The organism is Dactylosporangium sp. NPDC049525, from assembly GCF_040676755.1.
GTDB lineage: Bacteria > Actinomycetota > Actinomycetes > Mycobacteriales > Micromonosporaceae > Dactylosporangium.
The window spans coordinates 234,777-260,384 of the sequence record NZ_JBFAPO010000007.1 but is presented as its reverse complement, the minus strand read 5'-3'; the positions used below and the strand labels follow the sequence as shown (position 1 = coordinate 260,384).

At 73.3% G+C, this 25,608-nt stretch carries 19 protein-coding genes; 13 read left to right on the top strand and 6 right to left on the bottom strand.

The features are described from left to right. Positions 1–193 precede the first annotated feature (193 nt). The gene (locus AB0K00_RS14455) at positions 194–1,120 is read left to right on the top strand and encodes an acetamidase/formamidase family protein (RefSeq protein ID WP_363520324.1); all 927 of its coding nucleotides are present in this window, start codon (positions 194–196) and stop codon (positions 1,118–1,120) included. Here AB0K00_RS14455 and AB0K00_RS14450 read toward each other — a convergent pair. Together AB0K00_RS14450 and AB0K00_RS14445 are read right to left on the bottom strand one after the other, a co-directional pair. Further along, on the bottom strand, positions 1,117–1,638 hold the full coding sequence (locus tag AB0K00_RS14450) for a DUF4188 domain-containing protein (protein WP_363520322.1): 522 nt from the start codon (positions 1,636–1,638) through the stop codon (positions 1,117–1,119). The two genes, AB0K00_RS14455 and AB0K00_RS14450, sit on opposite strands and share 4 nt — an antisense overlap. A gap of 80 nt (positions 1,639–1,718) precedes the next feature. Continuing rightward, complete coding sequence (locus AB0K00_RS14445) at positions 1,719–4,925, bottom strand: AAA family ATPase (protein WP_363520319.1); 3,207 nt, start codon at positions 4,923–4,925, stop codon at positions 1,719–1,721. 195 nt (positions 4,926–5,120) lie between these two features. Between AB0K00_RS14445 and AB0K00_RS14440 the strand changes: the two genes are divergently transcribed. The 5 genes from AB0K00_RS14440 to AB0K00_RS14420 all read left to right on the top strand — a co-directional run bounded on the left by AB0K00_RS14440 (position 5,121) and on the right by AB0K00_RS14420 (position 12,058). Beyond that, the gene (locus AB0K00_RS14440) at positions 5,121–6,920 is read left to right on the top strand and encodes a right-handed parallel beta-helix repeat-containing protein (RefSeq protein WP_363520316.1); all 1,800 of its coding nucleotides are present in this window, start codon (positions 5,121–5,123) and stop codon (positions 6,918–6,920) included. Positions 6,921–7,064: 144 nt separating this feature from the next. Then, positions 7,065–8,930, top strand: coding sequence for a molecular chaperone DnaK (gene dnaK / locus AB0K00_RS14435; protein ID WP_363520313.1), 1,866 nt, complete (start codon positions 7,065–7,067; stop codon positions 8,928–8,930). A 4-nt stretch (positions 8,931–8,934) separates the two neighbouring features. After that, a complete protein-coding gene (locus AB0K00_RS14430) occupies positions 8,935–9,432 on the top strand; it encodes a nucleotide exchange factor GrpE (protein WP_363520310.1) in 498 nt (165 codons plus the stop codon). Beyond that, a complete protein-coding gene (locus AB0K00_RS14425; protein ID WP_363520307.1) occupies positions 9,425–10,411 on the top strand; it encodes a DnaJ C-terminal domain-containing protein in 987 nt (328 codons plus the stop codon). Before AB0K00_RS14430 ends, AB0K00_RS14425 begins: the two co-directional genes overlap by 8 nt. A 51-nt stretch (positions 10,412–10,462) precedes the next feature. After that, a complete protein-coding gene (locus tag AB0K00_RS14420) occupies positions 10,463–12,058 on the top strand; it encodes a CHASE3 domain-containing protein (RefSeq protein ID WP_363520304.1) in 1,596 nt (531 codons plus the stop codon). On the opposite strand, the gene AB0K00_RS14415 is transcribed toward AB0K00_RS14420, so the two are convergent. Then, complete coding sequence (locus AB0K00_RS14415; RefSeq protein ID WP_363520301.1) at positions 12,016–12,744, bottom strand: DUF4386 domain-containing protein; 729 nt, start codon at positions 12,742–12,744, stop codon at positions 12,016–12,018. The genes AB0K00_RS14420 and AB0K00_RS14415 overlap by 43 nt on opposite strands. A gap of 164 nt (positions 12,745–12,908) precedes the next feature. Here AB0K00_RS14415 and AB0K00_RS14410 point away from each other — a divergent pair, with 164 nt between their 5' ends. From AB0K00_RS14410 to AB0K00_RS14400, 3 genes are read left to right on the top strand one after another with little or no spacing between them, the layout of a single operon-like run. Next, on the top strand, positions 12,909–14,039 hold the full coding sequence (locus AB0K00_RS14410) for a sensor histidine kinase (RefSeq protein ID WP_363520298.1): 1,131 nt from the start codon (positions 12,909–12,911) through the stop codon (positions 14,037–14,039). Further along, positions 14,036–14,701, top strand: coding sequence for a response regulator transcription factor (locus AB0K00_RS14405; protein WP_363520295.1), 666 nt, complete (start codon positions 14,036–14,038; stop codon positions 14,699–14,701). Before AB0K00_RS14410 ends, AB0K00_RS14405 begins: the two co-directional genes overlap by 4 nt. Before the next feature lie 52 nt (positions 14,702–14,753). Beyond that, the gene (locus tag AB0K00_RS14400; RefSeq protein ID WP_363520292.1) at positions 14,754–15,368 is read left to right on the top strand and encodes a methyltransferase domain-containing protein; all 615 of its coding nucleotides are present in this window, start codon (positions 14,754–14,756) and stop codon (positions 15,366–15,368) included. A gap of 33 nt (positions 15,369–15,401) precedes the next feature. On the opposite strand, the gene AB0K00_RS14395 is transcribed toward AB0K00_RS14400, so the two are convergent. Then, entirely contained in the window at positions 15,402–17,375 is a 1,974-nt protein-coding gene (locus AB0K00_RS14395; protein ID WP_363520290.1) for an ATP-binding protein, read from the bottom strand. A gap of 138 nt (positions 17,376–17,513) precedes the next feature. Here AB0K00_RS14395 and AB0K00_RS14390 point away from each other — a divergent pair, with 138 nt between their 5' ends. After that, positions 17,514–18,794 (top strand): FAD-dependent oxidoreductase, encoded by a 1,281-nt coding sequence (locus AB0K00_RS14390; protein WP_363520287.1) that lies wholly within the window; start codon positions 17,514–17,516, stop codon positions 18,792–18,794. Between the two features lie 125 nt (positions 18,795–18,919). On the opposite strand, the gene AB0K00_RS14385 is transcribed toward AB0K00_RS14390, so the two are convergent. Beyond that, a complete protein-coding gene (locus AB0K00_RS14385; protein ID WP_363520284.1) occupies positions 18,920–19,522 on the bottom strand; it encodes a TetR/AcrR family transcriptional regulator C-terminal ligand-binding domain-containing protein in 603 nt (200 codons plus the stop codon). Between the two features lie 88 nt (positions 19,523–19,610). On the opposite strand from AB0K00_RS14385, the gene AB0K00_RS14380 reads away from it, so the two are divergent. Genes AB0K00_RS14380 through AB0K00_RS14370 form a run of 3 tightly spaced genes read left to right on the top strand, consistent with a single transcriptional unit; the run spans position 19,611 to position 24,395 of the window. Continuing rightward, positions 19,611–20,645 carry an aldo/keto reductase gene (locus AB0K00_RS14380; protein WP_363520281.1) on the top strand — a complete coding sequence of 345 codons (1,035 nt, stop codon included), beginning with the start codon at positions 19,611–19,613 and terminating at the stop codon, positions 20,643–20,645. Positions 20,646–20,678: 33 nt separating this feature from the next. Then, positions 20,679–21,641, top strand: coding sequence for a TIGR03885 family FMN-dependent LLM class oxidoreductase (locus tag AB0K00_RS14375; protein ID WP_363520278.1), 963 nt, complete (start codon positions 20,679–20,681; stop codon positions 21,639–21,641). A 36-nt stretch (positions 21,642–21,677) separates the two neighbouring features. Further along, positions 21,678–24,395, top strand: a complete 2,718-nt coding sequence (locus AB0K00_RS14370; protein WP_363520275.1) for an ATP-binding protein — start codon at positions 21,678–21,680, stop codon at positions 24,393–24,395. Here the strand turns inward: AB0K00_RS14370 and AB0K00_RS14365 are convergent. Continuing rightward, positions 24,380–25,576, bottom strand: coding sequence for a HAMP domain-containing sensor histidine kinase (locus AB0K00_RS14365; protein WP_363520272.1), 1,197 nt, complete (start codon positions 25,574–25,576; stop codon positions 24,380–24,382). The two genes, AB0K00_RS14370 and AB0K00_RS14365, sit on opposite strands and share 16 nt — an antisense overlap. Between the last annotated feature and the right edge of the window lie 32 nt (positions 25,577–25,608).

The window sequence follows — 25,608 nt, the reverse complement described above, 5'->3', positions numbered from 1 at the left end:
CTCACCACCCCTCACGTCCGCCCCGAGCTGCCCCGGCCACCATCATGGCATCCGGGACCCGGACTGGGGCGGCGCACATCACCCGCTCCGAGGCCCGCGGGTGTCCGTGGTGTCCGGGGTGTCCCGGTCGTCCCGAAGGTCATCGACCACGCCCTCTGCGGCGGGTGCTGCGGCACCTGATTTACTGCGCAGCGTGGAGCATGTGCTGGAACCCGACGACCGGACGCTGCACGGTTACTACTCGGTGGACTACCCGCCGGTGCTGACCGTGCAGCCCGGCGACAGCGTCACCTTCCGGACCCTCGACTGCTGGTGGTCCGCCGGGCCCTACGCCGGTGAGCACCCGCCGGACCGGCCACGCGTCCCGCAGCACCGCGCCGAGTACGGTCACGCGCTGGTCGGACCCGTCGCGGTGGAAGGTACGAAGGCCGGGCAGACCCTCGAGGTCCGCATCGACGCGGTCGTCCCGGCCACGTGGGGAACAACCGTCGCCGGCGGCTGGCCCAGCGGCCCGAACCGCCGGTACCACCTGGAGAACGAGGGCGTCGTGCACGCCTGGCAGCTCGACCCGGCCGCGATGACCGGCCGCAACCAGCACGGCCACACGGTGCCGCTGCGCCCGTTCATGGGCGTGATGGGCATGCCGCCGGCCGAGCCCGGCGAGCACTCGACGATCCCGCCGCGGGTGCACGGCGGCAACATCGACTGCAAGGAACTCGTCGCCGGCACCACGCTGCTGCTGCCGATCCCCGTCGACGGCGCGCTGTTCTCCGTCGGCGACGGGCACGCGGCGCAGGGCGACGGCGAGGTCAGCGGCACCGCGATCGAGTGCCCGATGGACCGGGTGACACTGACGTTCGGGGTGCGCGACGACTTCCCGGTGCCGGGGCCGGTCGCCCGCACCGCCGACGCCTGGATCACGATGGGCCTCGGCGACACCCTCGACGATGCCGCGTATGCCGCGCTGGAGTCGATGTTCACCCTGCTGGAGCGGTTGCACGGGGTGGCGCGGGCCGACGCGGTCGCGCTCAGCAGCGTCGCGGTCGACCTGCGGGTCACGCAGATCGTCAACCAGACCGTCGGCGTGCACGCCGTCCTGCGCGACGGAGCGGTCAGCTAGGGCTGCCGCTCCTGCGGGTAGAGCTCCTCCTCGGTGACGACCGGCGCGATGGTGTCCTCAGGACGCCCGACCCGCGCGGCCGAGCCGAACATGTGCCCGCGCGCCGGGTGCACGGGGGCGAAGGCGGCGAAGCCGCGCTGTTTCGGGATGTCGTCGTACACCGCCTCCATGCCGCCGCGGATCAGGTAGGTCTCGTGCCAGAAGCCGGTGCCGCCGCTGTCGCGCAGGAAGTTGCGCCACCAGCGCCGGTGCGGCTCGGAGCGCGCCCACGACAGGAGTGAAGGCAGGTCCTGCCAGTACTGGCGGATGCCGACGTGCATGGGGAACAGCGACCACAGCAGCGACTCGTGCGCCAGCAGGCCTTCCGGCTTGTCGGTCGCGGACCGGCCGATCTGCGGGCCGTAGCCCATCAGCGTTCGCAGGCCGTAGAGCCGGTTGACGCGCATGCCCAGATAGACGACCACGAGGTCCGGATACGGTGACAGGTCGACGGTCTGCCGATTGACGCGGGTAGGCATCGCGGGCGCTCCTTGGCTTGATGTGCGAGGAGACCGACGCTAGCCAGCGCCACTGAACAGACACTTGACGTCGACTGAAACTAGCCGTGGTCCGCGTCCGGGCCGGGGAGCTCGGCGAGCAGGTCGTTGGCGCGCGTGGCGAACAGCCGGGCCCCGCGCTCCTGCGACAGTGCGAGCGCGCGATGGGCGACGCGCACGGCGGACCGGACGTCGCCACCGGCTCGCAGCGCCTTCGCGCGGATGAGGAGCACCAGGCCCTCGGCGTACCGTTCACCGTACCTGTCGATGAACGTCTCGGCCTTGTCCAAGGCGATCATGGCGGCGACGGGATCGGCACCGCAGAGCCGCGTCTCGGCGAGCAGCGCGTACCAGGTGGCCAGGTTCGACCGGGGTGGGTCGACCAGTGTGGTCTCGATGATGCGCTCCATCGCCACGGCCGCCGTGACCGGATCATCGCCGGACAGTGCCCTCGCCCAGTGCCGGGCGAGCCGCGGGTAGCTGCCGGAGAAGGTGAAGGAGAAGTCCGGATCAGCGTTGATCGCCGTCTCAGCCGCCCGCAGCGCCCAGGCGAAGTCTCCCGCCGCGGCGGCCGCGGTGACGGCGAACGAGCCCCAGATGCTGAGGGCATAGGGGTCGTTGCCGGCCTCGAGCTCCACCGTGTCGAACAACTGGCGCGCGGTGACCGGGTCGCCGTGCAGCGCGGTGTTCAGCGCCAGCATCACCGGCGTCATCATCTGCAGCCGGTGTCGCAGCGGATCGGCGTCTCGCTGGGCCCGGATGAGCGCGTCGGACCGGCTCAGGTTCCGGTACGCCTCCTCGACGTTGCCTGAGCTCCACTGGTGGACTCCCCAAGCGTGATGGCCGGAGGCCTTGACCACGGGGTCCGAGGAGCGCCGGCCATGATCCAGCAGCCGGCGCGCGAGACGCCCGGCGGCCTCGAGCTGGATGCCCTGGGCGTGCGCCAGGAACCGGGTGAAGAGGAAGCCGGTGGCGTCCCGGTCGTGGCCGAGTGTCCGCGCGACCTCCTCGGCGCGGTCCAGATGGTCCATGGTGGCGCCGACGAAGCCGGCGTGGATGCCCGCGACGGCGGTCAGCTCGGTGAGCGCGGTCAGCTCAAGGTCGAGGAGCCCGGCGCCGCGGGCGATCCGGCTCGCGGTGTCGAGGTGCTTCTCCGCGGTCTCATAGGCGGATCGCCGTGCCGCGATGCGTCCCGCGACGAGGAGTGCCTCCGCCGTCTGCTTCGGCTCGGCGAGCGGGCCCGCCGCGTACAGGTGGTGGGCGAGTGCCTCACCGTGGCGCTCGGCCGGTTGCTGGGTCTGCGCGAGCGCGGCCGCGATGTGCAGGTGGAACTGGGCTGCCTCCGATCGGATCATCGAGCGGGCCACCGACTCGCGGACGAGATCGTGCACGAACCGCCAGTCACCCATGGAGCCGGCGGTCACTTCGACCATGCCGACGGCTTCCAGCGCCTCCAGGTGCGTGAGGCACTGCGACACGTCGAGGTCCGACGCGCTCGCCAACAGGCGGACGTCGATGTCACGGCCCATCAGCGCCGCGATTTCGATGAGGCGGCGGTCCCTGTCGCCGAGCGTATTCGTCCGGTCCCGGACGATGTCCCGCACCGTGGACGGGACGGCGGCCTGGGCTGCCGCCTGGTCGGACAGGTGGTCCTCCTCGGCCAGGAATCTCGCCAGCTCACGCACGAACAACGGGTTGCCTTCGGTGCGGGCCTGGATGCTTCGGGCGACGCCGGGACTGGGCGCCCGTCCGGTCTCCTGGCGGACCAGCTCGGCGACGTCGGCCGGGTCGAGGGGGCCGAGCACGATGCGCCGGTGCCGCTCGAGTCGCGCGACCGCCGCCAGCATGCGCCCCACGTGTTGACTGGTCGTCGGTGCATGGCCACGCAGGGTGCCCATCAGCACGCTCCCGGCCGGGAGCGACTCGGCCAGGTGCGCGAACAGCTGCAGCGAGGACTGGTCTGCCCAGTGCAGGTCGTCCACGACCACGATCAAGGGCTGCCGCGCGGCGGCCGCGCCGCACAGTGCGACGACCTGGCTGTGCAACCGGAACTGCGCTCGGGCGTCCGGCCGCGCCGGGACGTCGACGCCGTGCGGGGGGTGCTGCAGCAGGTCGCCGAGCCCGGCCGTCCAGCGCGCCCGCTCGTCCTGCGGCAGCGCCGGGATCAGGGCCTCGACGATCTGGACCCAGGGCCACATCGACGGGGTGCCTTCACCGTCCTGGCATCGGCCCCAGAAGGCCAGCGCACCGTTCGCCGCGGCCTCGCCGGTGACGTCGGCGAGCAGCCGGCTCTTGCCCACGCCGGGCGGACCTTCGACGAGCACGACCTGCCCTCGGCCGGAGGCGGCCGAGTCGACGGCATGACGGAGGACGGCAAGCTCCTCCTGCCGGCCGACGAGACGATCGGGTCGGCGGCCGGAAGGCGCTCGCGCGCCGGGTGCTGGTCGCGCGGCGGATCTGGGCGCGGCCGCTGGGAGGGGGTCGGCGAAGCGTGGCGCGGACGCGGCCCCGGCCGGTCGCAGCGCTTGCCGGTGCGCCTCGCGAAGCGCCGGACCGGGATCGACGCCCAGTTCGTCGGCCAGCCGTGCGCGCACCGTGTCGAACACGGACAGGGCCTCCGCCCGCTGGCCCGACGCCACCAGCGTGGTCATGAGCGCCGCCTGAACCCTCTCGTCGAAGGGCGCGATCCACGCGGCCAGGCGCAGCGGCTGCACGATGCGTTTCGCGTGATCGCCCGGCACGGTGACCCGGGCGGCCTCGACGCAGGCGTCGAGCAGCTCGCGGTTGACGGAGGTGAACAGGGAGCCCGCGGCGGCGCTGAGCGACAGCCCGTCGCCCGCGGGCCCTCGCCACCGCGACAAGGCCTGCTCGTATGCGTCGAGCCCCTCCTCGAGCCGGTTGGCGTCCAGCGCGGCGCGGGCGAGGCCGAGGAGCTGGCGAAACTCGGTCAGGTCGAGCGCCACCCGGCTGACGTCGAACTGGTAGCCGCCGCCGCGACGGTGGACGTACGAGCCGGGCGCCCGGGCGGACAGGTCCGGTTCGAGCAGCCGGCGCAGCGTCCCGATGTATTTCTGCACGATGTTCAACGCCGAGGTGGGCGCACCGTCGTCCCAGACGAGGTCGATGAGCTCGGCAGTGCTGACCGGTCGACCCGCCTGCAGCAGCAACAGGGCCAGCAGGTGGGCCTGCTGCCGCGGCCCGGCGTCGACTTCGACGCCGTCCCGCCATACCCGCAGCGGACCGAGGACCTGGAAGGTCAGTGCAGCCATCGAGCCCTTCCTCGCCGGAGATGTTGAGGAAAAGGCTACGTGCTGAGGCGCCCGCGCCCGTGGTTGACCCTTTGCGAGGCGGTGGCTACGGTGTGCGGCAGGAATACGCTTTCCTCGCGTGTCGACGGCAGACCCGCCCAGTCTCCGGCCGTCCACCCCGGGCGCGCGCCCGTCGCCACCCGTGGAGTTTCTCTCGTGGACACCCAGCAAACCCGCCGCCGCTGGCCGTTCCTGGCCGCCGCGGCCGTCCTGTGCACCACCGCCGCCGTCGTGTTCGGGCCGCTCGCGTTCGCGGCCACCCTGTTCGCCGACGACTTCAACGACGGCAACGCCAACGGCTGGTCGAAGTCCGGCGGCACGTGGTCGGTCGTCACCGACGGCTCCGGCGTCTACCGGCAGTCCAAGGCCGCCGGTGACCTGTCCCGCGCGTTCGCCGGCCAGACCGGCTGGAGCGACTACACCGCCGAGGCCAGGGTGCGGCCGCTCGCGTTCGACGGCACCGGCGCCGACCGGTTCGCCGGGCTCGCCGCCCGCTCGGGCGGCTCCACCAGCTACGACCGGGTCGTGCTGCTCAGCGGCAACCGGGCCGAACTGCAGGCGGTGCGCTCCGGGGCGGTCACCGTGCTCGGCTCGGTGAGCCTGCCGGTGAGCACCGGACGCTGGTACACGCTGCGGCTGGAGGAGTCCGGCCCGACCGTGCGCGGCTACGTCGACGGCGCGCTCGTCGGCAGCGGCCCGAGCCAGTCGGCGACGGGGCGGCTCGGCGTGCAGACGTTCCGCGCGTCGGCCGACTTCGACGACGTCACCGCGCAGAGCGGGCCGGGCACGCCGCCGAGCGCGTCGGGCAGTCCCAGTCCCAGCGGGCCGGCGAGCCCCAGCGCCTCTTCAGGCCCGGCCGGCAGCACGCTGTACGTGGCACCGAATGGCAACGACGCCGCGGCCGGCACGCTCGCCGCGCCGCTGCGCACCATCCAGCGCGCCGTCGACCTCGCCCGCCCGGGCACCACGATCGCGCTGCGTGGTGGAACGTACACGCCCACGAGCAACATCCAGCTGACGAAGAGCGGCACCGCGGCCGCGCCGTACACCATCACGAACCACGCCGGCGAGCACGTGCTGCTGGACGCGGAGGAAATGCCGCACACGCCGGCACCACTGGACGCCAGCATCCCCAACGCGGAGCGCGGCGCCATCCACATCGAGGCGTCCTACTGGCGCATCAGCGGCATCGAGATCGCGCACGGTCCCTACGGCATCTTCTGCCGGGACTGCGGCAACAACGTCTTCGACCGGCTGACCACCCGCGACAACTACGAGAGCGGCCTGCACATCCAGGGCGCCTCCAGCCACAACCAGATCCTGAACCTGGACAGCTACGGCAACCACGACCCACGCAAGAACGGCGAGAGCGCCGACGGCCTGGCCATCAAGGAGGGATCCGGCACCGGCAACGTGGTGCGCGGCGCCCGGCTGTGGAACAACGTCGACGATGGGTTCGACGCCTGGGAGTTCCTGTCGCCGGTCACGATCGAGTCGTCGGTCGCGTGGGGCAACGGCGTCAACCGGTGGAACTTTCCCGACTTCGCCGGCGACGGCAACGGCTTCAAGCTCGGCGGCGGCGACGTGGACCTGCCCGCCGGGCACGTCGTGCGCAACAGCATCGCGTTCGACAACGCGCAGGGCGGCTTCATCGACAACGCCAACCCCGGCCAGCTGCGCCTCGATCACAACACGGCCTGGCGCAACGGCGGCACCGGCTTCGACGTCGCCGACGCCGCCGCGACCGTGACGGCGAACCTCGCCGTCGCCAACCGGGTCCAGGTGTCGATGGGCAGCTCCACGGGGAGCGGCAACTCCTGGGACCTCGGCGGCACGTGGACGCTGCAGAGCACCGACGCCACGGTCATCACGGGCCCGCGGACGTCGTCGGGCGCGATCGCGTCGTCGCCGTTCCTGCGCCCGGCCAACGGCGCGGACGCCGGCGCCAGGATCTGAGGCGCCGGGATCTGACCAGGACCTGCCGGGCGGCGGCCGGACCGCCGCCCGGCGCGGTCACTCCGACCGGGTGAGACACGGCCGTGGCGGCGCGGTGAGCCTTGGAGGCGGCATGCCAGCTGAAGGGCTCGAGAGGAGACGCGCATGGCACGCGCTGTGGGAATCGACCTCGGCACGACCAACTCCGTGATCGCCGCGTTCGAGGGTGGACGGCCGACCGTCCTGCCCAACGCGGAGGGCAGCAGGACCACGCCGTCCGTGGTCGCGTACACCGACAGTGGCGAACGGCTCGTCGGGCAGCTCGCCCGCAGGCAGGCGGTGCTCAACCCGAAGGGCACGATCACCTCCGCGAAGCGTTTCATCGGCCGCAGGTTCGACGAGGTGGGCGAGGAGACCCAGGGCGTCACCTACAACGTGGTCTCCGGGCCCGACGGCATGGTGCGCTTCGACGTGCACGACAAGCTGCTGTCGCCGGAGGAGGTGTCCGCGCAGATCCTGCGCAAGCTCGCCGACGACGCCGCGAAGCACCTCGGCGAGAAGGTGACCGAGGCGGTCGTCACGGTCCCGGCGTACTTCAACGACGCGCAGCGCCAGGCGACCAAGGACGCGGGGAAGATCGCCGGGCTGAACGTGCTGCGGATCATCAACGAGCCGACGGCGGCGGCCCTGGCGTACGGGCTGGACAAGAAGGGCCACGAGACGGTCCTCGTGTTCGACCTCGGCGGCGGCACCTTCGACGTCAGCATCCTCGACGTCGGCGACGGGGTCGTCGAGGTCCGGGCGACGTCCGGCGACACGCACCTCGGCGGCGACAACTTCGACCACCGCCTCGTCGAGCACATCGCCGGGCAGTTCCAGCGGGAGACGGGCATCGACGTGCGCACCGACCCGCAGGCGCTGCAGCGGCTCACCGAGGCCGCCGAACGCGCCAAGGTCGAGCTGTCGTCGGTGACGCAGACGCAGGTGAACCTGCCGTTCATCACCGCCGACGCGACCGGGCCCAAGCACCTCACGATGACGCTGACCCGCTCGACGTTCGAGGAGCTGACCCACGACCTGCTGGAGCGGACGATGGCGCCGGTCAAGCAGGCGATGCAGGACGCGAAGGTTTCCGCCGGCGACCTCGACGAGGTGATCCTCGTGGGTGGGGCGACCCGCATGCCGGCCGTGCAGAACCTGGTGCGCCGCCTCACTGGCGGCAAGGAACCGAACATGAGCGTCAACCCCGACGAGGTCGTCGCGCTCGGCGCCGCCATCCAGGCCGGGGTGCTCAAGGGCGACGTGCAGGATGTCGTCCTGCTCGACGTCACGCCGCTGTCGTTGGGCGTGGAGACCCTCGGCGGGCTGATGACGAAGATCATCGACCGGAACACGACGATCCCGACCCGGCGGGCCGAGACGTTCTCCACCGCCGAGGACAACCAGCCGGCCGTCGACGTCGTCGCGCTGCAGGGCGAACGGGAACGCGCCGCCGACAACCGGGTCCTGGGCCGCATGCGGCTGGAGAACATCAGGCCCGCCCCGCGCGGCACCCCGCAGGTCGAGGTGACCTTCGACGTCGACGCCAACGGCATCCTCAACGTGTCCGCGAAGGACAAGGACACCGGCGCGGAGCAGCAGATCACCATCACCGAGAGCGGCACCCTCGATGCCGCCGACGTGGAGCGGATGGTCCGCGAGGCGGAGGAGAACCGGGCCCAGGACCAGCAGATCCGCCAGCGGGTCGACGCCAGCAACGAGCTCGACAGCGCCTCGTACCAACTGGAACGTGGCCTGCAGGATCGCGGCGAGGTGCCGGAGCACGAGCGGGCCCGCGCCACGATGCTCATCGAGGAGGCCCGGCAGGCGGTGAAGGAACAGACGCCGACACCGCGGCTACGGCAGCTGACGGAGGACGTGCGGCAGATGACCATGGCCCTGAGCAGCGGCGGCAGCCAGGCCGGACAGGCGCGGGCCGCGCAGCCGCAGGACGCCGACGACGTCATCGACGCCGACTTCAACACCGGGTGACGCCATGGCGCAGGAGCATGCGGCCCCTGAGGAGACCGCGGACGTAGCCGAGCTCACCGAACGCTGGCACCGGGCCGCCGCCGACGTGGAGAACACCCGCAAGTGGGCCGACCGGCAGGCGGCGCGGCAGCGCCAGGAGGAGCGGCTCGCGGTGTCCGCCGCGTGGCTGCCGGTGCTGGACAATCTTGACCTGGCGCTGCGGCACGGCGACGCCGACCCGCGCACCATCGTCGAGGGCGTCGCCGGCGTGCGGGACCAGGCGCTGGGTGTCCTGGCGCGGCTCGGGTTCCAGCCCGTCGGCGAGGTCGGCGAGCCGTTCGACCCGGTGCGGCACGAGGCGGCCGAGGTCATCCGCGACAGCGACGCACCGCCGGGCACCGTGGTGCGGGTGCTGCGTCCCGGGTACGGCGACGGCGAACGGCTGCTCCGCCCGGCCGTGGTGGCGGTGAGCGCGCCGTCCGACCTGGCGATCGTCCAGGAAGCGGGTCCGGACGGTGGCTGAGACCCGCGACCCGTACCAGGTGCTCGGCGTGGCCAGGGACGCGAAACCGGAGGAGATCCAGCGCGCCTACCGGACCCTGGCCCGCCGGCAGCACCCCGACATCAACAAGGAACCCGGCGCGGAGGAGCGCTTCAAGGAGATCAACGAGGCGTACCACGTGCTGTCCGACCCGGAGCGCCGCGCCAGATACGACCGGTTCGGCAGCAAGTGGCGCCAGGTGCCGGACGACTTCGCGCGGGCCGGCGCCGGAGCCGGCGGCCCAGGCTCCGGCTTCTCCGGTGCCGGCGTGCCGGGCGGCGGCTTCCGGGGGGCCGGCTTCCGGGGATCCGGTGCCGGCTTTCCGGGGTCGGCCGGGCGCGGGCCGGGCATCGACGTCGACCTGGAGGACCTGCTCGGCAGCATGTTCGGCGGGCGGCACGCGGCGGGGCCGGTCCCCGGCGCCGACACCCAGGCCGGGATCACGATCGGCGTCGAGGACGCCTTCCGCGGCGGCCGGCGCCAGGTGACCCTGCCGGGGCCTGACGGCCGTCCCCGCCGCTACGACGTGAACATCCCGGCCGGGGTCATCGAGGGGCAGCGGATCCGCCTCGCCGGCCAGGGCAACCCCGGCGTGGCGGGCGGCCCACCGGGCGACCTGTACCTGGTCGTCCACCTCGCCCCGCACCCGCGGTTCCGGGTCGAGGGCCGCAACGTCGTGCTCGACCTGCCGGTGTCAGCCTGGGAGGCGGCCCTCGGCGCGCCGGTGCCCCTCGAGACGCCCGGCGGGCCGGTCCGCGTCGACGTGCCGCCGGGGACATCGTCCGGGCGCCGGCTTCGGCTGCGCGGGCGTGGCCTGCCAAACCCACGCGGCAACCCCGGCGACCTGTACGCCGAGGTGAAGATCATGGTGCCGCCGACGTTGACCGAGGCGGAACGCCGGCTGTTCCAGGAGCTCGGCGAGGCGTCGCACTTCAACCCCCGCAATCCCTGGGGCGGCTGACGGGCCGCGGCCTGGCGGGCGGTGCCGCCGCTGATCGCGTACCGTGCTGCTGTGACTGGCACGGATGCATACCCGCCCGCCCGGCTGCGGCACCGGTGGAGCACACAACGGTGGTTCGCGTCGGTCCTGATCGCGATGGTGGTCCTGGTCCTGGCCGGCACGGTCGTCGGCGCGGCGATCCTGGCACACACCTCGGGGGTGTCCAACCGGCTCAGCGACCGGATCTCCCCGGCACGCACGGCCGTGGTGGAGCTCACCGCCGCGCTCGTCGACCAGGAGACCGGCGTGCGGGGCTATCTGCTCAGCGGCGACGAGCGGTTCCTGGAGCCGTATTCGCAGGGCGTCACCGACGAACGCACGCTGCTGGCCGGCATCCGGCAGCTGCTGGCCGGCGAGCCGGTCCCCCTCGCCGACCTCGACCGGGTCGAGGCGCAGGCCCGCGACTGGCGGACCACCGTGGCGGACCCGTCGATCGAGACCCGCCGCCGCGGTGGCGACGCCGCGACCGCGCTCGACGCGGTGCTGACCGGCAAGGTGGCGTTCGACGCGGTTCGCGCCCGGATCGCGACCCTTGACGGGCACCTCGACGGCGTGCGGGAACATGCCCGCGCGGACCTCGACGCGGCCCGCCGGCTGCGCGACAGCGTGTTCGTCGGCATGGCCGGGTTCCTGCTGCTGTTCATCATCGTGATCGCGGTGCTGCTGCGCCTGGTGGTGCTGGAGCCCCTCGACCGGCTGAGCGCGGGCGTGCGCCGGGTCGCCGGCGGGGACTTCGACCACCGCCTCGCCGTGCAGGGCCCCGCCGACCTGGCCCGGCTGACCGGCGACGTGGAGACGATGCGCCAGCGGATCGTGGACGCGTTCACCGCCAGCCAGCAGGCGCGGGCCGCGCTCGAGCAGCAGCAGCTGGAGCTGCGCCGCTCGAACGCGGACCTGGAGCAGTTCGCCTACGTCGCCTCGCACGACCTGCAGGAGCCGCTGCGCAAGGTCGCCTCGTTCTGCCAGATGTTGCAGCGCCGCTACAGCGACCAGCTCGACGACCGGGCCCGGCAGTACATCGCGTTCGCCGTCGACGGCGCCACCCGCATGCAGCGGCTCATCACGGACCTGCTGACCTTCTCCCGCATCGGCCGCGTGTATGACGACAGCCGCTCCGTCGACCTCGACGAGGTGACCGCACAGGCCGAGGCGAACCTCGCCGGCGCGATCACCGAGCGCCGGGCCCGGATCGAGCGCCCGCCGCTGCCGACGATCCCCGGCGACGTGACCCTGCTGACGATGCTGTGGCAGAACCTGTTCAGCAACGCCATCAAGTTCCGCCACCCGGACCGCGACCCGGTCGTGCGGATCGCGGTCGAGGAGGCCGGCGGGATGTGGCAGTTCAGCGTCGAGGACAACGGCATCGGTATCGACCCCCGGTTCGCCGACAAGATCTTCGTCATCTTCCAGCGGCTGCACTCCCGGGAGACCTACACCGGCACCGGCATCGGGCTGGCGGTGTGCAAGAAGGTGGTCGAGTTCCACGGTGGCACGATCCGGCTCGACGACACCTACCACGACGGCGCCCGGTTCGTGTTCACGCTGCCGCGTGCCCCCGCCGACGTTCAGGCCGCCGACGTCGCCCAGGACGCGCTGGCCTCCCGCTGAGGTGGCCGCACGCCGCGGATCAGCAGCCACAGGCCGGTGGTCACCTCGAAGACGAACATCGGCGCGAACATGGCCGGGTTGACGAGCGACGTCGCCTCCGGGAAGGCGATGGTGACCAGGCCGCCCGTCGCCAGCAGCGCGGAGGCGACGACGCCCAGCCCCGCCAGCCACCGCGGCACGTACCGGGACCGCAGGAGCAGGTAGCTGAAGACCATCGAACCGAGTCCCATGAAGACGAAGCCGATCGCGTAGCCCACGTTGTGCGCGCCGGTCACCAGCTGGACCATGGCCGCGGCCTGCTCGGTGCTGAACGCCTGGCTGGTCGCCAGCTCCACCGCCACGATCGTGCACAGCGTGTACGCGGTGAGGATGGCGACCTGGGCGAGCCGCCAGAAGGCGCCGAGCATGGCGAGGCCCCGGCTCACGTTGCGCAGCAGCACGTAGTAGGCCACCGCGAGGACCGCGTCGCCGGCGAATGTCAGGGTCTCGACCGCGGCGCCCAGCCGGAGCAACTGCGCGTGGTCCGCGACGTCCCGCACGCTGTCGGCGGTGACTTCACTGCCCGGCAGGCTGCCCGGGGCGTAGATCTGTGCGAACACCCCGCTGGCCATGAGCAGCAGGTACAGGCCTCCGACCACCCGTGCGGCACGGCGTTGCGAGGCGTCGATCGTGTTGATTGTTGTCATGCCGTGCAGCATGTGGGCGCCGCCGGTCCCGTCACGTCACGCCGGCGGAGGCGTTCGGACTGCTCCCCGGGTGGTAGAACCCGCCGGATCTACTACCGGGGGAGTAGACGGACCGCCTCCGCGGGGAGGCGCCCACCGCGGTGCCGCACGCCTACAGTGCTGTCATGACCTCATCACGTCTGCGCCCGGGGTCGATGTCACACCCCGGCCTGGCGCTGCTGACCGCGCTGGTGCAGGGCGCCGGCACCGCGATCGTGGCCCGCGGGCACCCGGCCGACGTCGGTGTCGTCGGATACGTGCTGCTGGTCCTCAGCGGCCTGGCGCTGGCCGACCGGCACCGCTTTCCCCGGCGCAACTTCGTCATCGTGGCGGCGGCGATCACGGCGTACCACGTCCTGGGCCTCCCGCCGGCGCTGACGTTTCTCGCACCGACGATCGCGGCGTCGGCGGCGATCAGCGCCGGGCACCGCCGGCTGGTCTGGGCGGCCATGTGCGGTGGCTATGGGCTGTGGGCGGCGCTCACCGCCCCCACGCTCAACCGGGCCCTGATCGCGGCGGCGCTCGTCGCCGGCGGGTACGCGCTCACCGAGCTCGCCACCCCGGCCGCCCGGGCACTCCGGCAGGCGGCGCAGGAGCAGCGGCGGCTGGCCGAGGAGCGGCAGCGGCGGCAGGCCAGCGAGGAGCGGCTGCGCATCGCCGCCGAGCTGCACGACGTGGTCGGTCACCACCTCTCGCTGATCAACATCCGGGCCGGTGTCGGGCGGCACCTGATGGACCGCGACCCCGAACAGGCCAGGATCGCGCTCGACACGATCCAGCAGACCAGCGCCGAGGCGCTGCGCGAGGTCCAGTCGGTCCTCAACACCCTGCACCCGGCCGGCGAGGCCGCCCCACGGGCCCCGGCGCCAGGGCTGGACCGGCTCGACGGGCTGACCGCCGACGCCGGCCTTCCGGTCCGCACCGCCATCGACGGCGAACCCCGGCGGCTACCGGCCGAGATCGACCGGGCCGCGTACCGCATCATCCAGGAGGCACTGACCAACGTGCGCCGCCACGCGGGCCCCGGCGCCACCGCCGGCATCACGATCGAATACCTGCCGCAGACCCTGGTGATCAGGATCGACGACGACGGCGGGGCGCGGCAACCGGCGGACCCCGCACCGCCGGGCAACGGGATCACCGGCATGCGCGAGCGGGCCGCGGCCCTGGGCGGTTCGCTGACCGCCGGCCCCGCGCCCGGCGGCGGATGGCGGGTCGACGCCAGCCTGCCCGCGGCGCCGGGGGTGTCGCAGTGATCCGGGTGGTCCTCGCCGACGACCAGGCGCTGGTCCGCGCCGGCTTCCGGGCACTGCTGGACGCCGAACCGGACATCGAGGTGGTGGGGGAGGCGAGCGACGGCGCGCACGCGGTCCGGCTGGCCCGGCAGGCCCGCCCGGACCTGGTGCTGATGGACATCCGCATGCCGGGCGTCGACGGCCTGGCCGCCACCCGCCAGATCGCCGCCGACCCGGAGCTGGCCGCGGTCCGCATCGTCGTGCTCACCACGTTCGAGCTGGACGAGTACGTCGCCGAGGCGCTGCGGGCCGGCGCCGCCGGCTTCCTGGTCAAGCACACCATGCCGGCCGAGCTCATCCACGGCGTGCGGGTCGTGGCCGCCGGCGACGGCCTGCTGTCGCCGAGCGTCACCCGCCGCGTGATCGAGCAGTTCGCGGCCCGCACCGCCGCCCCGGCGCCGTCGCGGAAGCTGGCCGAGCTCACCAACCGGGAGCGGGAGGTGGTCGCCCTCGCCGGCACCGGCCTGAGCAACGATGAGATCGCCGCCCGGCTGACGCTCAGCCCCGCCACGGCCAAGACCCACGTGTCGCGCGCGATGGTCAAGCTCGGCGCCCGTGACCGCGCGCAGCTGGTCGTGTTCGCCTATGAGGCCGGCCTGGTACGCCCCGGCTGGCTGTCCTGAGAAGCCGGGGCCTTGTGCCGGCGCGGGATCCGGGAGCCCTTAGGGTGGCGCGGTGAACGTGGAGCAGATTCGGGACGCATACACCTCCGTCGCAGATCTCTACATCGAACTGTTCGGCACCAGCCAGCAGGTCCATGCCGACGACCTCGCCTTCATCGGGCGGCACCTGTCGATCCGGCCCGGCAAGGTCCTCGACCTCGGCTGCGGGCCCGGCCAGATCACCGGCTACCTGCGGTCGCTGGGTGTCGACGCGGCGGGGATCGACCTGGTCCCCGAGTTCATCGCCCATGCGAAGGCGGCCCACCCGGACGGCACCTACCACCTCGGGTCGATGCGGCACCTCGACGTCGAGGACGGTGCGATCGCCGGCATCCTGGCCTGGTACTCGCTGATCCATTTCCAGCCGCAGGACCTCGACGGCGTCCTCGCCGAGTTCCGGCGGGTGATCGCCCCGGGCGGCAGGCTGGTGGTCGGCTTCTTCGACGGCGACGAGCTCGCCGGGTTCGAGCACAAGGTCGTGACGGCCTACCGCTGGCCCCCTGACGAGCTCTCCGAGCGGTTGGCGCGGGCCGGCTTCACGGAGGTCGAGCGCCAGCACCGCCCGAGCGACGGCACGCACCGGTCGCACGCCGCGATCGCGGCGGTCCACGGGCCGGCGGCGAGCTGAGCCCGCGGGCCGCCGCGGCACCGGTAGCGGCGGTCAGGTGGCGACCGGGGCGTCGTCGAGGTCGGCGGTGGCGGCCAGCACGTCGTAGACCTTGCACAGCAGCTGGTCGGCGGTGAACGGCTTCTCCAGGAACGCGATGTCCTCGTCGAGGATGTGGGTCGTGCCCAGCAGCCCGTTGCTGTACCCGGACATGTAGAGCACCGGCAGGTCGGGGCGGCGTTCGTGCAGGCACTCGGCGAGCCGCCGGCCGGACATGCCGGGCATGATGACGTCGGTGAGCAGGACGTCGCAGGGGCGCTGCTCGTCGGCGGTCAGGGCCTCCTCGCCGTTCGCGGCGGACATGACGTGGTAGCCGGCGTTGCCGAGGATGCGGGTGATGACCCGGGCGAGCGCCGGTTCGTCCTCGACCACGAGGACGGTGCGACCGTCGCCGCGGGGTGGCCTGTCGTGCCGGGGTGCCGGGGTGGGCGCGGCGCCGGTCGCGGTGACGAGCGGGAGGTAGACCCGGAACGTGGTGCCGACGCCGGCCTCGGTGTAGAGGTTGATGCTGCCGCCCGCCTCGGCGAGGATGCCGTAGACCGTCGACAGCCCGAGGCCGGTCCCTTGGCCGCGCGGTTTGGTCGTGTAGAAGGGTTCGAAGACGTGCGCCGCGACGTCCGGCGGCATGCCCTCGCCGGTGTCGCTGACGAGCAGCCGGGCGTAGTGGCCGGCGGCCGGCTGGGGTTGCATCTCCAGCTCGGCGCCGGTGAGCTCGGCGGTGTTGACCTCGATCACCAGGGTGCCGCCGTCGGCCATGGCGTCGCGCGCGTTGAGCGCCAGGTTCAGCAGCACCTGCTGGATCTGGCCGGGGTCGGCGCGCACCGTCAGCGGCCGCGCCGACGGCACCGTGATGAGCGTGATGTGCTCGCCGATGGTGCGCTCCAGCATGGTCTGGACCTCGGCGACGGCGACGTTGAGGTCGACGTCCTGCGGCTGGATGGCGTCGCCGCGGGTGAACGTGAGCAGTTGCCGGGTCAGGTTGATCGCGCGGTCGGCGGCGGTGCGGACGTGGGCGAGGTCGGCCCGCACGGCGGCGTCGCCGTGGCTCTGCTCGACGGCGAAGTCGGTGTAGTTGACGATGATCGCGAGCAGGTTGTTGAAGTCGTGCGCGACGCCGCCGGCGAGCTTGCCCAGGCTCTCCATCCGTTGCGCCTGATGGGTGCGCTCCTGCATGGCGCGCTGCCGCTCCGCGGCCTCCTTGGCCGCGGCGATGTCGCGGGCGACGACGGAGATGCCGATGACGGTGCCGGCGCTGTCCTCGATCGGGGCGACGGTGAACGCGATCTCGAGCGGCGAGCCGTCCTTGTGCACCCGCTGCGCCTCGTAGGACAGGCCCCGCTCGCCGGCGCGGATGCGGGCCAGCAGCTGCGCCTGCTCGCCGGTGCCGCCGCCGTCGGTCACGATGAACGCGTGCCGGCCGATCGCCTCGTCGGCGGTCCAGCCGAACAGCCGTTCGGCGCCGGCGTTCCACGCGGTGATGACGCCGTCCGGGGTGGAGCCGATGATGGCGTCGGCGGTGTGCTGGACGACCGCGGCGAGGGTGGCCCGGTGGTTCTCCGCGGCGGCGCGGGCGGCCCGTTCCCGCTCCCCGGCGGCGGCGAGGCGGTGCTGGCGCCACGGATCGACGTACATGGCACCCTTGTCGAGCAGGACGCCGTACCCGCGCCGCAGCGTCCAGTAGTAGACGCCGACGACGGCGGTGAACGCGTCCCACAGCGCCGCCGACCACGACCAGCCCGACGGCGAGCCGTGCCCGGGGTGCAGGATGTTCCGGTAGGACAGCAGCGCGTGGAACCCGTGCCCGACGGCGCAGCTGAAGAAGATCAATGCGGTGGCCACGGCGAGCTTGTTCGTGCGCAGCTGGCCGGCCCGCGAGACCGGCACGACGATCGCCACCATGATCGCCGCGTAGGCCACCATGATCACGACGTTGCCGAGCAGGTAGAGCTGGTCCGGCATGTTCGTCATATCGGACGCAACCCCGCACAGTTGAGCAAGGCGCCGCCGCGCAGATACGTCGGCTAGCCGTCCTTCCACGTGCGCCCTTCGACACAGACGCCGCCGCGCGACCGGTGGATCGTCGGTCGTCAAGGAGGTACACACCCCATGTCGAATCAGCATTCGGACCGCGCGGTGGTCCTCGGCGGCAGCGTCGCCGGGATGATGGCGGCCGCCGCACTGGCACAGCGCTACACCAGCGTCACCGTCGTCGAACGGGACATCCTGCCGCAGGACACCGGCGGCGCGCACCGGCGCGGCGTGCCGCAGGGCAGGCACGTGCACGGGCTGCAGCCGCAGGGCCGGCGGATCGTGGAGGAGCTGCTGCCCGGGTTCACCGAGCGGGTCCTCACCGCCGGCGGGCACCAGGGCGACATCCTCGGCAACACCCGCTGGTATCTCAACGGCCTGCCGCTGCGGCAGGCGCACACCGGGCTGGCCGCGCTGTCCGCGAGCCGGCCGCTGCTGGAGGGGTCCATCCGCGACCTCACCCTCGCCCTGCCCAACGTGACGCTCCTGGACGGCCACGACGTCGTCGGCGTCTGCGCGAACGACGGCGGCGGCCGGGTCACCGGCGCGCGGGTCACCAGCCTGCACGGCGGCGGCTCCCGGGTCATGCCCGCGGACCTCGTCGTCGACGCCACCGGCCGCGGGTCCCGCGCCCCGCGCTGGCTCGCCGACCTCGGCCTGCCCGGGCCGGCGGAGGAGGAGGTGCGCATCGACCTCGCGTACACCTCCCGGGTCTTCGACGTGCCCGACGAGCTCTTCGACGGCGACATCGTCGTGGTCACGGCCCGCTTCCCGGGTCAGCACCGCAGCGCGGTGATGCAGCGCCTGGAAGGCGGCCGCGCCCTCGTCACCCTCGCCGGTGTGCACGGCGAGCGGGCACCGGCGGACCTCGCGGGGTTCACCGCCTATGCCGAATCGTTGCCCGTGTCTGCCACGGCGGATGTGGTACGTGCAGCGACCCCCGTCGGCGACGCCGTCGCGTTCCGCTACCCGACGTATGTCCGCCGCCGCTACGAGCGGTTGGCGACGGTGCCGGAGGGGCTGCTGGTGCTGGGCGACGCCGCCTGTGCGTTCAACCCCGTGTACGGCCAGGGCATGTCGGTCGCCGCGATGTGCGCCGGCGCGCTGCGCACGTCGGTCGAGCCGGCCGCGTTCTTCGCCGCGCAGGCCGCGCTGCTCGACGCGCCGTGGACCCTGGCGGTCCGCGCCGACGTGGAGGGCCCGTCGGAGCCGATGCGGCGGCTGCAGCTGGCCGCGGTGCACGACGCCGAGCTGGCGGAGGCGTTCATCCGGGTGACCTCGCTGGTCGACCCGCCGTCGGCGCTGTTCGCGCCGTGGATCGCGGAGCGCCTGTCCGCGCCGGCACCGACCTCTGTGTGACCGCTGCGCCGCGGCCGGGCCGCCTCAGCAACGCTTGGGCCGGCGCTTCGCCCCGGCGCTTCGCCCCGGCGCTTCGGCCCGGCGCTTCAGTCTGGCGCTTCAGTCTGGCGCTTCAGTCTGGCGCTTCAGCGCGGGCGGCGGATGAAGACGCCGGCTCGGGCGGCCGTGGTGGCCGCCGCCGCGGCCGTGTCGGCGGCGGCCTCGTCGACCGGGTCGCCGCTGGCGAGCAGCCGGTAGTACAGCGGCGCCGACACCGCTCGGATCACCTCGTCCGGGTCGGTGCCCGCCGGGACCTCGCCGCGCTTGACGGCGAGGTCCACGCACGGCGCCCATTCGCGGATCCGGGTGCGGTAGAAGCCGTGCAGTGCCTCGGCGGTCCGCGGGTCCGAGGTCGCGGCGGCGATGACCGCCTTGAACAGCGGGCCCTGCCGCGGGTCGGTCAGGGTCCGCTGGACCAGCCGGGCGTTCGCGCGCAGGTCCCCGGCGAGCGAGCCGGTGTCGGTGCGCGGCAATGACTGCTCGGCCATGTCCAGCAGCAGGTCGGCGACCAGCCCGGTGACGGTGCCCCAGCGGCGGTACACGGTCGTCTTGCCCACCACCGCCCGCCGCGCCACGTCGGCGAGGTCCAGGCCCGCCAGCCCGTGCTCGGCGAGCGCGTCCCCGGCCGCCCGCAGCACCGCCCCGCGCACCCGCGCGGTGCGCCCACCGGGCCGCGTGTTCCCCGTCATAACGGTGCTCCAGTTCCGTTTGCGTTCCGCCGGTGCTAGCGTAGCGGAAGCACTAACGGAACCACAGCACCATTAAGGGGGAGCGGTCATGGAGTACAGGAGACTGGGCGCGTCCGGGCTCAAGGTCCCGGCGCTGAGCTTCGGCGCCGGCACGTTCGGCGGCAGCGGGCCGCTGTTCGGCGCCTGGGGCAGCACCGACGCCCGCGGGGCCCGCCGGCTCGTCGACATCTGCCTCGACGCCGGCGTCACGATGTTCGACACCGCCGACGTCTACTCCGCCGGCGCCTCCGAGGAGGTCCTCGGCGAGGCGGTCAAGGGCCGCCGCGACCGGGTCCTGCTGTCCACGAAGACCAGCCTGCCGACCGGCGACGGCCCCGAAGACGCAGGCTCGTCCCGGTCCCGGCTGATCCGCGCCTGCGACGCCGCGCTGCGCCGCCTCGGCACCGACCACATCGACCTGTTCCAGCTGCACGCCTACGACGCCGGCACCCCCGTCGAGGAGGTCCTGTCGACGCTGGACGGCCTGGTCCGCGCGGGCAAGGTCCGCTACCTCGGCGTCTCCAACTTCGCCGGCTGGCAGATCATGAAGTCCCTGGCCGCCGCCGACCGGCACGGCCACCCGCGGTACGTCGCCCACCAGGTGTACTACTCGCTCGTCGGCCGCGACTACGAGTGGGACCTGCTGCCGCTCGCCCTCGACCAGGGCCTCGGCGCCGTCGTGTGGAGCCCGCTCGGCTGGGGCCGGCTCACCGGCCGGATCCGCCGCGGCACCCCGCCGCCGGCCGGCAGCCGCCTGCACGAGACCGCGGCGTTCGGCCCGCCGGTGGACGACGAGCACCTCTACACCGTCGTCGACGCCCTCGACGAGGTCGCCGCCGAGACCGGCCGGGCCGTGCCGCAGATCGCCATCAACTGGCTGCTGCACCGCCCCACCGTCGCCACCGTGGTCATCGGCGCCCGCGACGAGACCCAGCTGCGCCAGAACCTCGGCGCCGTCGGCTGGTCACTCACGCCCGAGCAGGTCGCCCGCCTCGACGCGGCCAGCGCACGGACCGCGCCGTACCCGCACTTCCCGTACCAGCGCCAGGAGGGCTTCGCACGCCTCAACCCGGCACCCGTGTGAGGCCGATCTGCGCCCGCTGGGTAAGAGGAGTCCATGACGGTCTTCGGGTTGCACAACTCGCACGAGCAGATCCATCCGTCCGCGCTGCTGGCGGCGGTGCGGCGGGCCGAGGCGGCCGGGTTCACCGCCGCCATGTGCTCCGATCACTTCTCGCCGTGGAGCGAGCGGCAGGGGCAGTCGGCGTTCGCGTGGTCGTGGCTCGGCGCGGCGTTGCAGGCCACGCAGCTGCCGTTCGGGATCGTCAACGCGCCCGGGCAGCGCTACCACCCAGCGATCATCGCGCAGGCGATCGGGACCCTCGCCGCGATGTACCCGGGGCGGTTCTGGGCGGCGCTCGGCACCGGCGAGGCCAGCAACGAGCACATCACCGGCGGCGGCTGGCCCCGCAAGGACGTCCGCAACGCCCGGCTCCGCGAGTGCGTCGACGTCATCCGGGCGCTGCTGGCCGGTGAGGAGGTCAGCCACGACGGCCTCGTCACCGTCGACCGGGCCCGGCTGTGGACCCGGCCGGACGAGCCGGTGAAGCTGATCGGCGCCGCCGTCAGCGTCGAGACCGCCGGCTGGGTCGGGCAGTGGGCCGACGGGCTCATCACCGTGAACCAGCCGGTCGAACACCTGCGCCGGATGATCGACGCGTACCGCGAAGCCGGCGGCCGCGGCGACCTGTGCCTGCAGGTGCACGTCAGCTGGGCACCGACGCAGGAGGAGGCCCTGGCGGTCGCGCACGAGCAGTGGCGCAGCAACATCTTCGCGCCGCCGGTGTGCTGGGACCTGGAGCTGGCCGAACACTTCGACGTGGTCTCCCGCGACGTAACCCCCGAGCAGGTGGCGAAGACCGTGCACGTGAGCGCCGACCTCGGCCGGCACGCCGAGATCCTGCACGGCTACCTGGAGCTTGGCTTCGACCAGATCTACCTGCACCACGTCGGGCAGCACCAGGACGAGTTCATCGACGCGTTCGGCGCCAAGGTCCTGCCGCAGCTGCATCACCAATAAGCCGAAGGATCCCCGGCCGCAGTCCGATAACCGGGTATGTGGTCCGTCGTGCGGCGGGTCGGGCGCGTGGTGTCACGCGCCGGGGTCCTCGCCACACTCGTCGCGGCCCTCGCCGCGGCGGTGTCCGTCGGGGCCGGGGTGGTGCTGGACCGCGCCCAGCAGCGGGAGATGACGCAGGCCCTGGACCGCAAGGTCGGTGCGGTTGCCGCGGCCGTCACCAACGAGACCGGCAGGTACGTCGACACCCTGCGCACCATCGCCGCGGCCACCGGCGCGTTCGAGCCGCTGACCGCCGGGAAGTTCGCCCAGGCGATCGACCCGCTGCGGCACATGGGGCTGGCGGGCGCGACGTCGATCGCGTTCATGGTCCCGGCCCAGGACGGCGACATCGACCGGGTCCAGGAACTGTGGCGGCAGCGCGGCGTGCCGGACCTGACGCTCACGCCGAAGGGGCCCGGGCCCGCACACATCTTCTCGGTCTTCAGCGAGCCGTTCGACGGCACGACCGCCGGTGCGCGGGGCGTCGACGTCACCCAGGCGGCGACGCCGACGCGGGCGCTCGCCGAGGCCCGCCGGTCGGGCGAGGTCACGGTGTCCGACACCTACCTGCTCATCCGTGACCGGGACCTGCCCGAACACCAGCGACAGAAGTCGTTCGTGCTCGCCGCTCCCGTGTACGGCACCCCCGGTACGCCGCGCGCATCCGACCCGACCGGGGCGCGACCGTTTCTCGGCTGGGTGCTGATGGGGCTGCGGGGCCAGGACTTCATGGCCGCCGCGGTGCGGCGCAGCACCCAGAACACCGCGGACGTGACGCTGGCGGCCCGCGACGCCGACGGCACCGTCGGCACCGTCGCGGAGGTGCGCGCGAAATCCGACCGGCACCGCACCGACCACCGGGCCGTCGACGTCGACGTTGCGCAGGCGCAGTGGCGGCTGCGGATCAGCGTCGTCGCCGCGGACCTGCCCGGCGCGGGCCCGTTCCCGGCGGCGATGACGACCGCCGGGCTCGGCCTCGGCGGCCTGCTGGCCGCGCTGACGTTCGTGCTGGGGACCGGCAGGGCCCGGGCCGACGTCCGGGTCGCGGCCGCCACCGCGCGGCTGCGGCGCACGGAGGCCGAGGCCCGCGAACACGCCGACCTGCTCACCGCCGTGGTCGACAGCGTCAGCGACGGCGTCGGGGTCGTCGACGAGCAGGGCCGGTTCCTGCTGCACAACCCGGCGGCGAAGGCACTGCTGGGGGTGGAGGAGGACAGCCAGGAGGGCGCCGGGTCCTGGCAGGAGCACTACGGCATCTTCTACCCCGACGGCACCACCCCGTTCCCCACCGGTGAACTGCCGCTGGCCCGGGCGCTGGGCGGCGAGCCGAGCGACCAGGTGCCGATGGTGATCCGCAACCCCGGCAACCCGGACGGGATCGTCATCACCGTGTCGGCCCGCCCGCTGCACGGCAGCGCCGGGCGGCCGGGCGCGGTGGCGGTGTTCCACGACATCACCGCGCGCGCCGCCGCGGACCGGGCGATCGCCGAGGCCAACACCGCGCTGCGGGACGAGCTCGGGTTGCGCGAGACGGCCGAGGCGGAGCTGCGGGCCGCGCGGGACGACCTCGCCACGGAGCGGGCCTACCTGCGGCAGGTCCTGGACGCGCTCGACGTCTCCGTCATCACCTGCGACGCCGACGGCATCCTGGTGCACACCAACCGTGCGGCGCGGGCCGCGATCCCGGGTGTGGACGCCGACGCGGGGGTGCCGCTGCCGGTCGTCGAGAGCGGCCGCCGGCTGCGGATGACCCAACCCGACGGCACCCCGTTCGCCGAGCACGACCTGCCGCTGCTGGTGGCGCTGCGCGGCCAGCGGGTCGACGGCGTCGAGGCGCACGTGACCCACGCCGACGGGCACCACCAGGTCGCCATGATGCACGCCCGGCCATTGCGGGACCGGGACGGCCGGATCATGGGTGCCGTCGCATCGTCGTACACCATCACCGCCCTCCGGCAACGGGAGGCCGAGCTCACCGCGTTCGCCGGCATCGTCGCCCACGACCTGCGCAGCCCGCTGACGGCGATCGGCGGGTTCACCGAGTTCGTCCGCGACTCGCTCGCCGACGGCGGTCCCGGACACGAGCACCACGAGGAGCGGGCCGTGCTGGACCGCACCCTGGCCACGACGGCGCGGATGCGGCGGCTCATCGACGACCTACTCGGCTACGCCGCGGCCCGCGACGCCGTCCTGGACGCCCGCGATCTCGACCTGCGCGCCGTCGTCGACGACGTGGTCACCGAGCGGCTCGCGGCGCAGGCGGTCGACCCGACCAGCCCACCCGCACAGATCTTCGTCGGCGCGATGCCGTCGGTACACGCCGACCCGGCGCTGCTGCGGCAACTGCTGGACAACCTGATCGGCAACGCGTTGAAGTACACGCCGCCGGGGCAGCCGGCCCGGGTCGACGTGTGCGCGACCCCGCACGGCACCGGCTGGGTCCGCGTCGACGTCGCCGACCGCGGCATCGGCATCCCCGAGGGCGAGCACGACGCGATCTTCACCGGCTTCCACCGGGCGCACCGCGCCGCCGGCTACGCCGGGACCGGCCTGGGCCTCGCCATCTGCCAGCGGGTCGTGGAGCGGCACGGCGGCACGATCGCCGCCAACGACAACCCGGGCGGCGGCGCCAGGCTGTCCTTCACGCTGCCGACCGCGCAGTCCACCCGCTTCCACGCCCGCTCACGGATCTCCTCCGATCAGCCGTTCGGCTGAGCCGCCTTTCCCTGCGCCGGGCCCTGCTGCGGCAGGGTGATGACGAAACGGGCACCGGGGTCGGCCGGCTCGTAGGTGAGGTCGCCGCCGTGCGCGCGGGCCAGCTCCCGCACGATCCACAGTCCGAGGCCGACGGAGTGCGCGCTGCCGTCGCCGCCGTACCGGGAGAACAGGCTGCCGACCGAGGCCTCCGGCACGCCCCGGCCGTGGTCGCGGACCGTGATGGACAGCGCCGAACCGTCCGCTGCGGCGGCACTCACGCAGATCGGGGCGGCACCGTGCCGCACGGCGTTGCCGATGAGGTTGACCAGCATCTGCTCGAGGCGGTCCGGGTCGGCGGTCACGGTCAGGCCCGGGTCGACGTCTATGACGGCGTCGGCCTGCGGTGTGAGGCTGACGGCGTCGTGCGCCGCGGCCCGCACCGGGACCGCGCGCAGGTCCAGCCGGAGCACACCGTCCTCGACCCGGCCGACGTCGAGCAGCCCGCTGGCCAGGCGCGCGATCCGGGCCACCTGCCGCAGCGCGGCGGCGGTCAGCCGGGCCCGGCGCTCGGGCGGCAGGTCCGCGTCCTCGTCGAGCAGCTCCAGGGCGCCCTGCACGGCGGTCAGCGGCGACCGTACGTCATGCGCCAGGGTCAGCATCAGCGACGCCCGCCACCGCTCGGCCGCGGCGACCTCGGCCCGTGCGTCCCGCCACTGTCGCACCCGCCCGGCGATCAGGACCGCGACGGCGGTCACGACCGGCACGAACACCACCGCGCTGCCGACGACCTCGGGCGGCTGGTGGGTGGCGACCAGCGGCACGACGTACGCGGTCGCGGTCAGCGGCGCGAGGGCGTACGCGATCCACGGCGGATGATGCAGTCCGACCCAGGCGAACAGCAGCACGAAGAACGGCCCGGTGCCGGAAGCGGTCCCGCCGAACGCCCACGTCGAGAACGCCAGCACCGCCAGCCCGGCGACGGCGAGCGCCACGGTGGCCCTCGGGTGCAGGCGCTGCCACGGCACCCACCATGCGGCGGCCGCGATGCCGAAGTCGGCGACCGCGACCACGAGCAGGTCCCGGGTCCGGCTGTGCGGCTGCGCGATCCCGAGCACGGCGAGGACCCCGGCGAGCAGGAACAGGCCGGCCGCGGCGCGGGCCGCTCCGACACTCCCGTCAAAACCGGTTCTTCGCCACATTACGGACCGATTCTATGGCCCGCTCGCTGCCC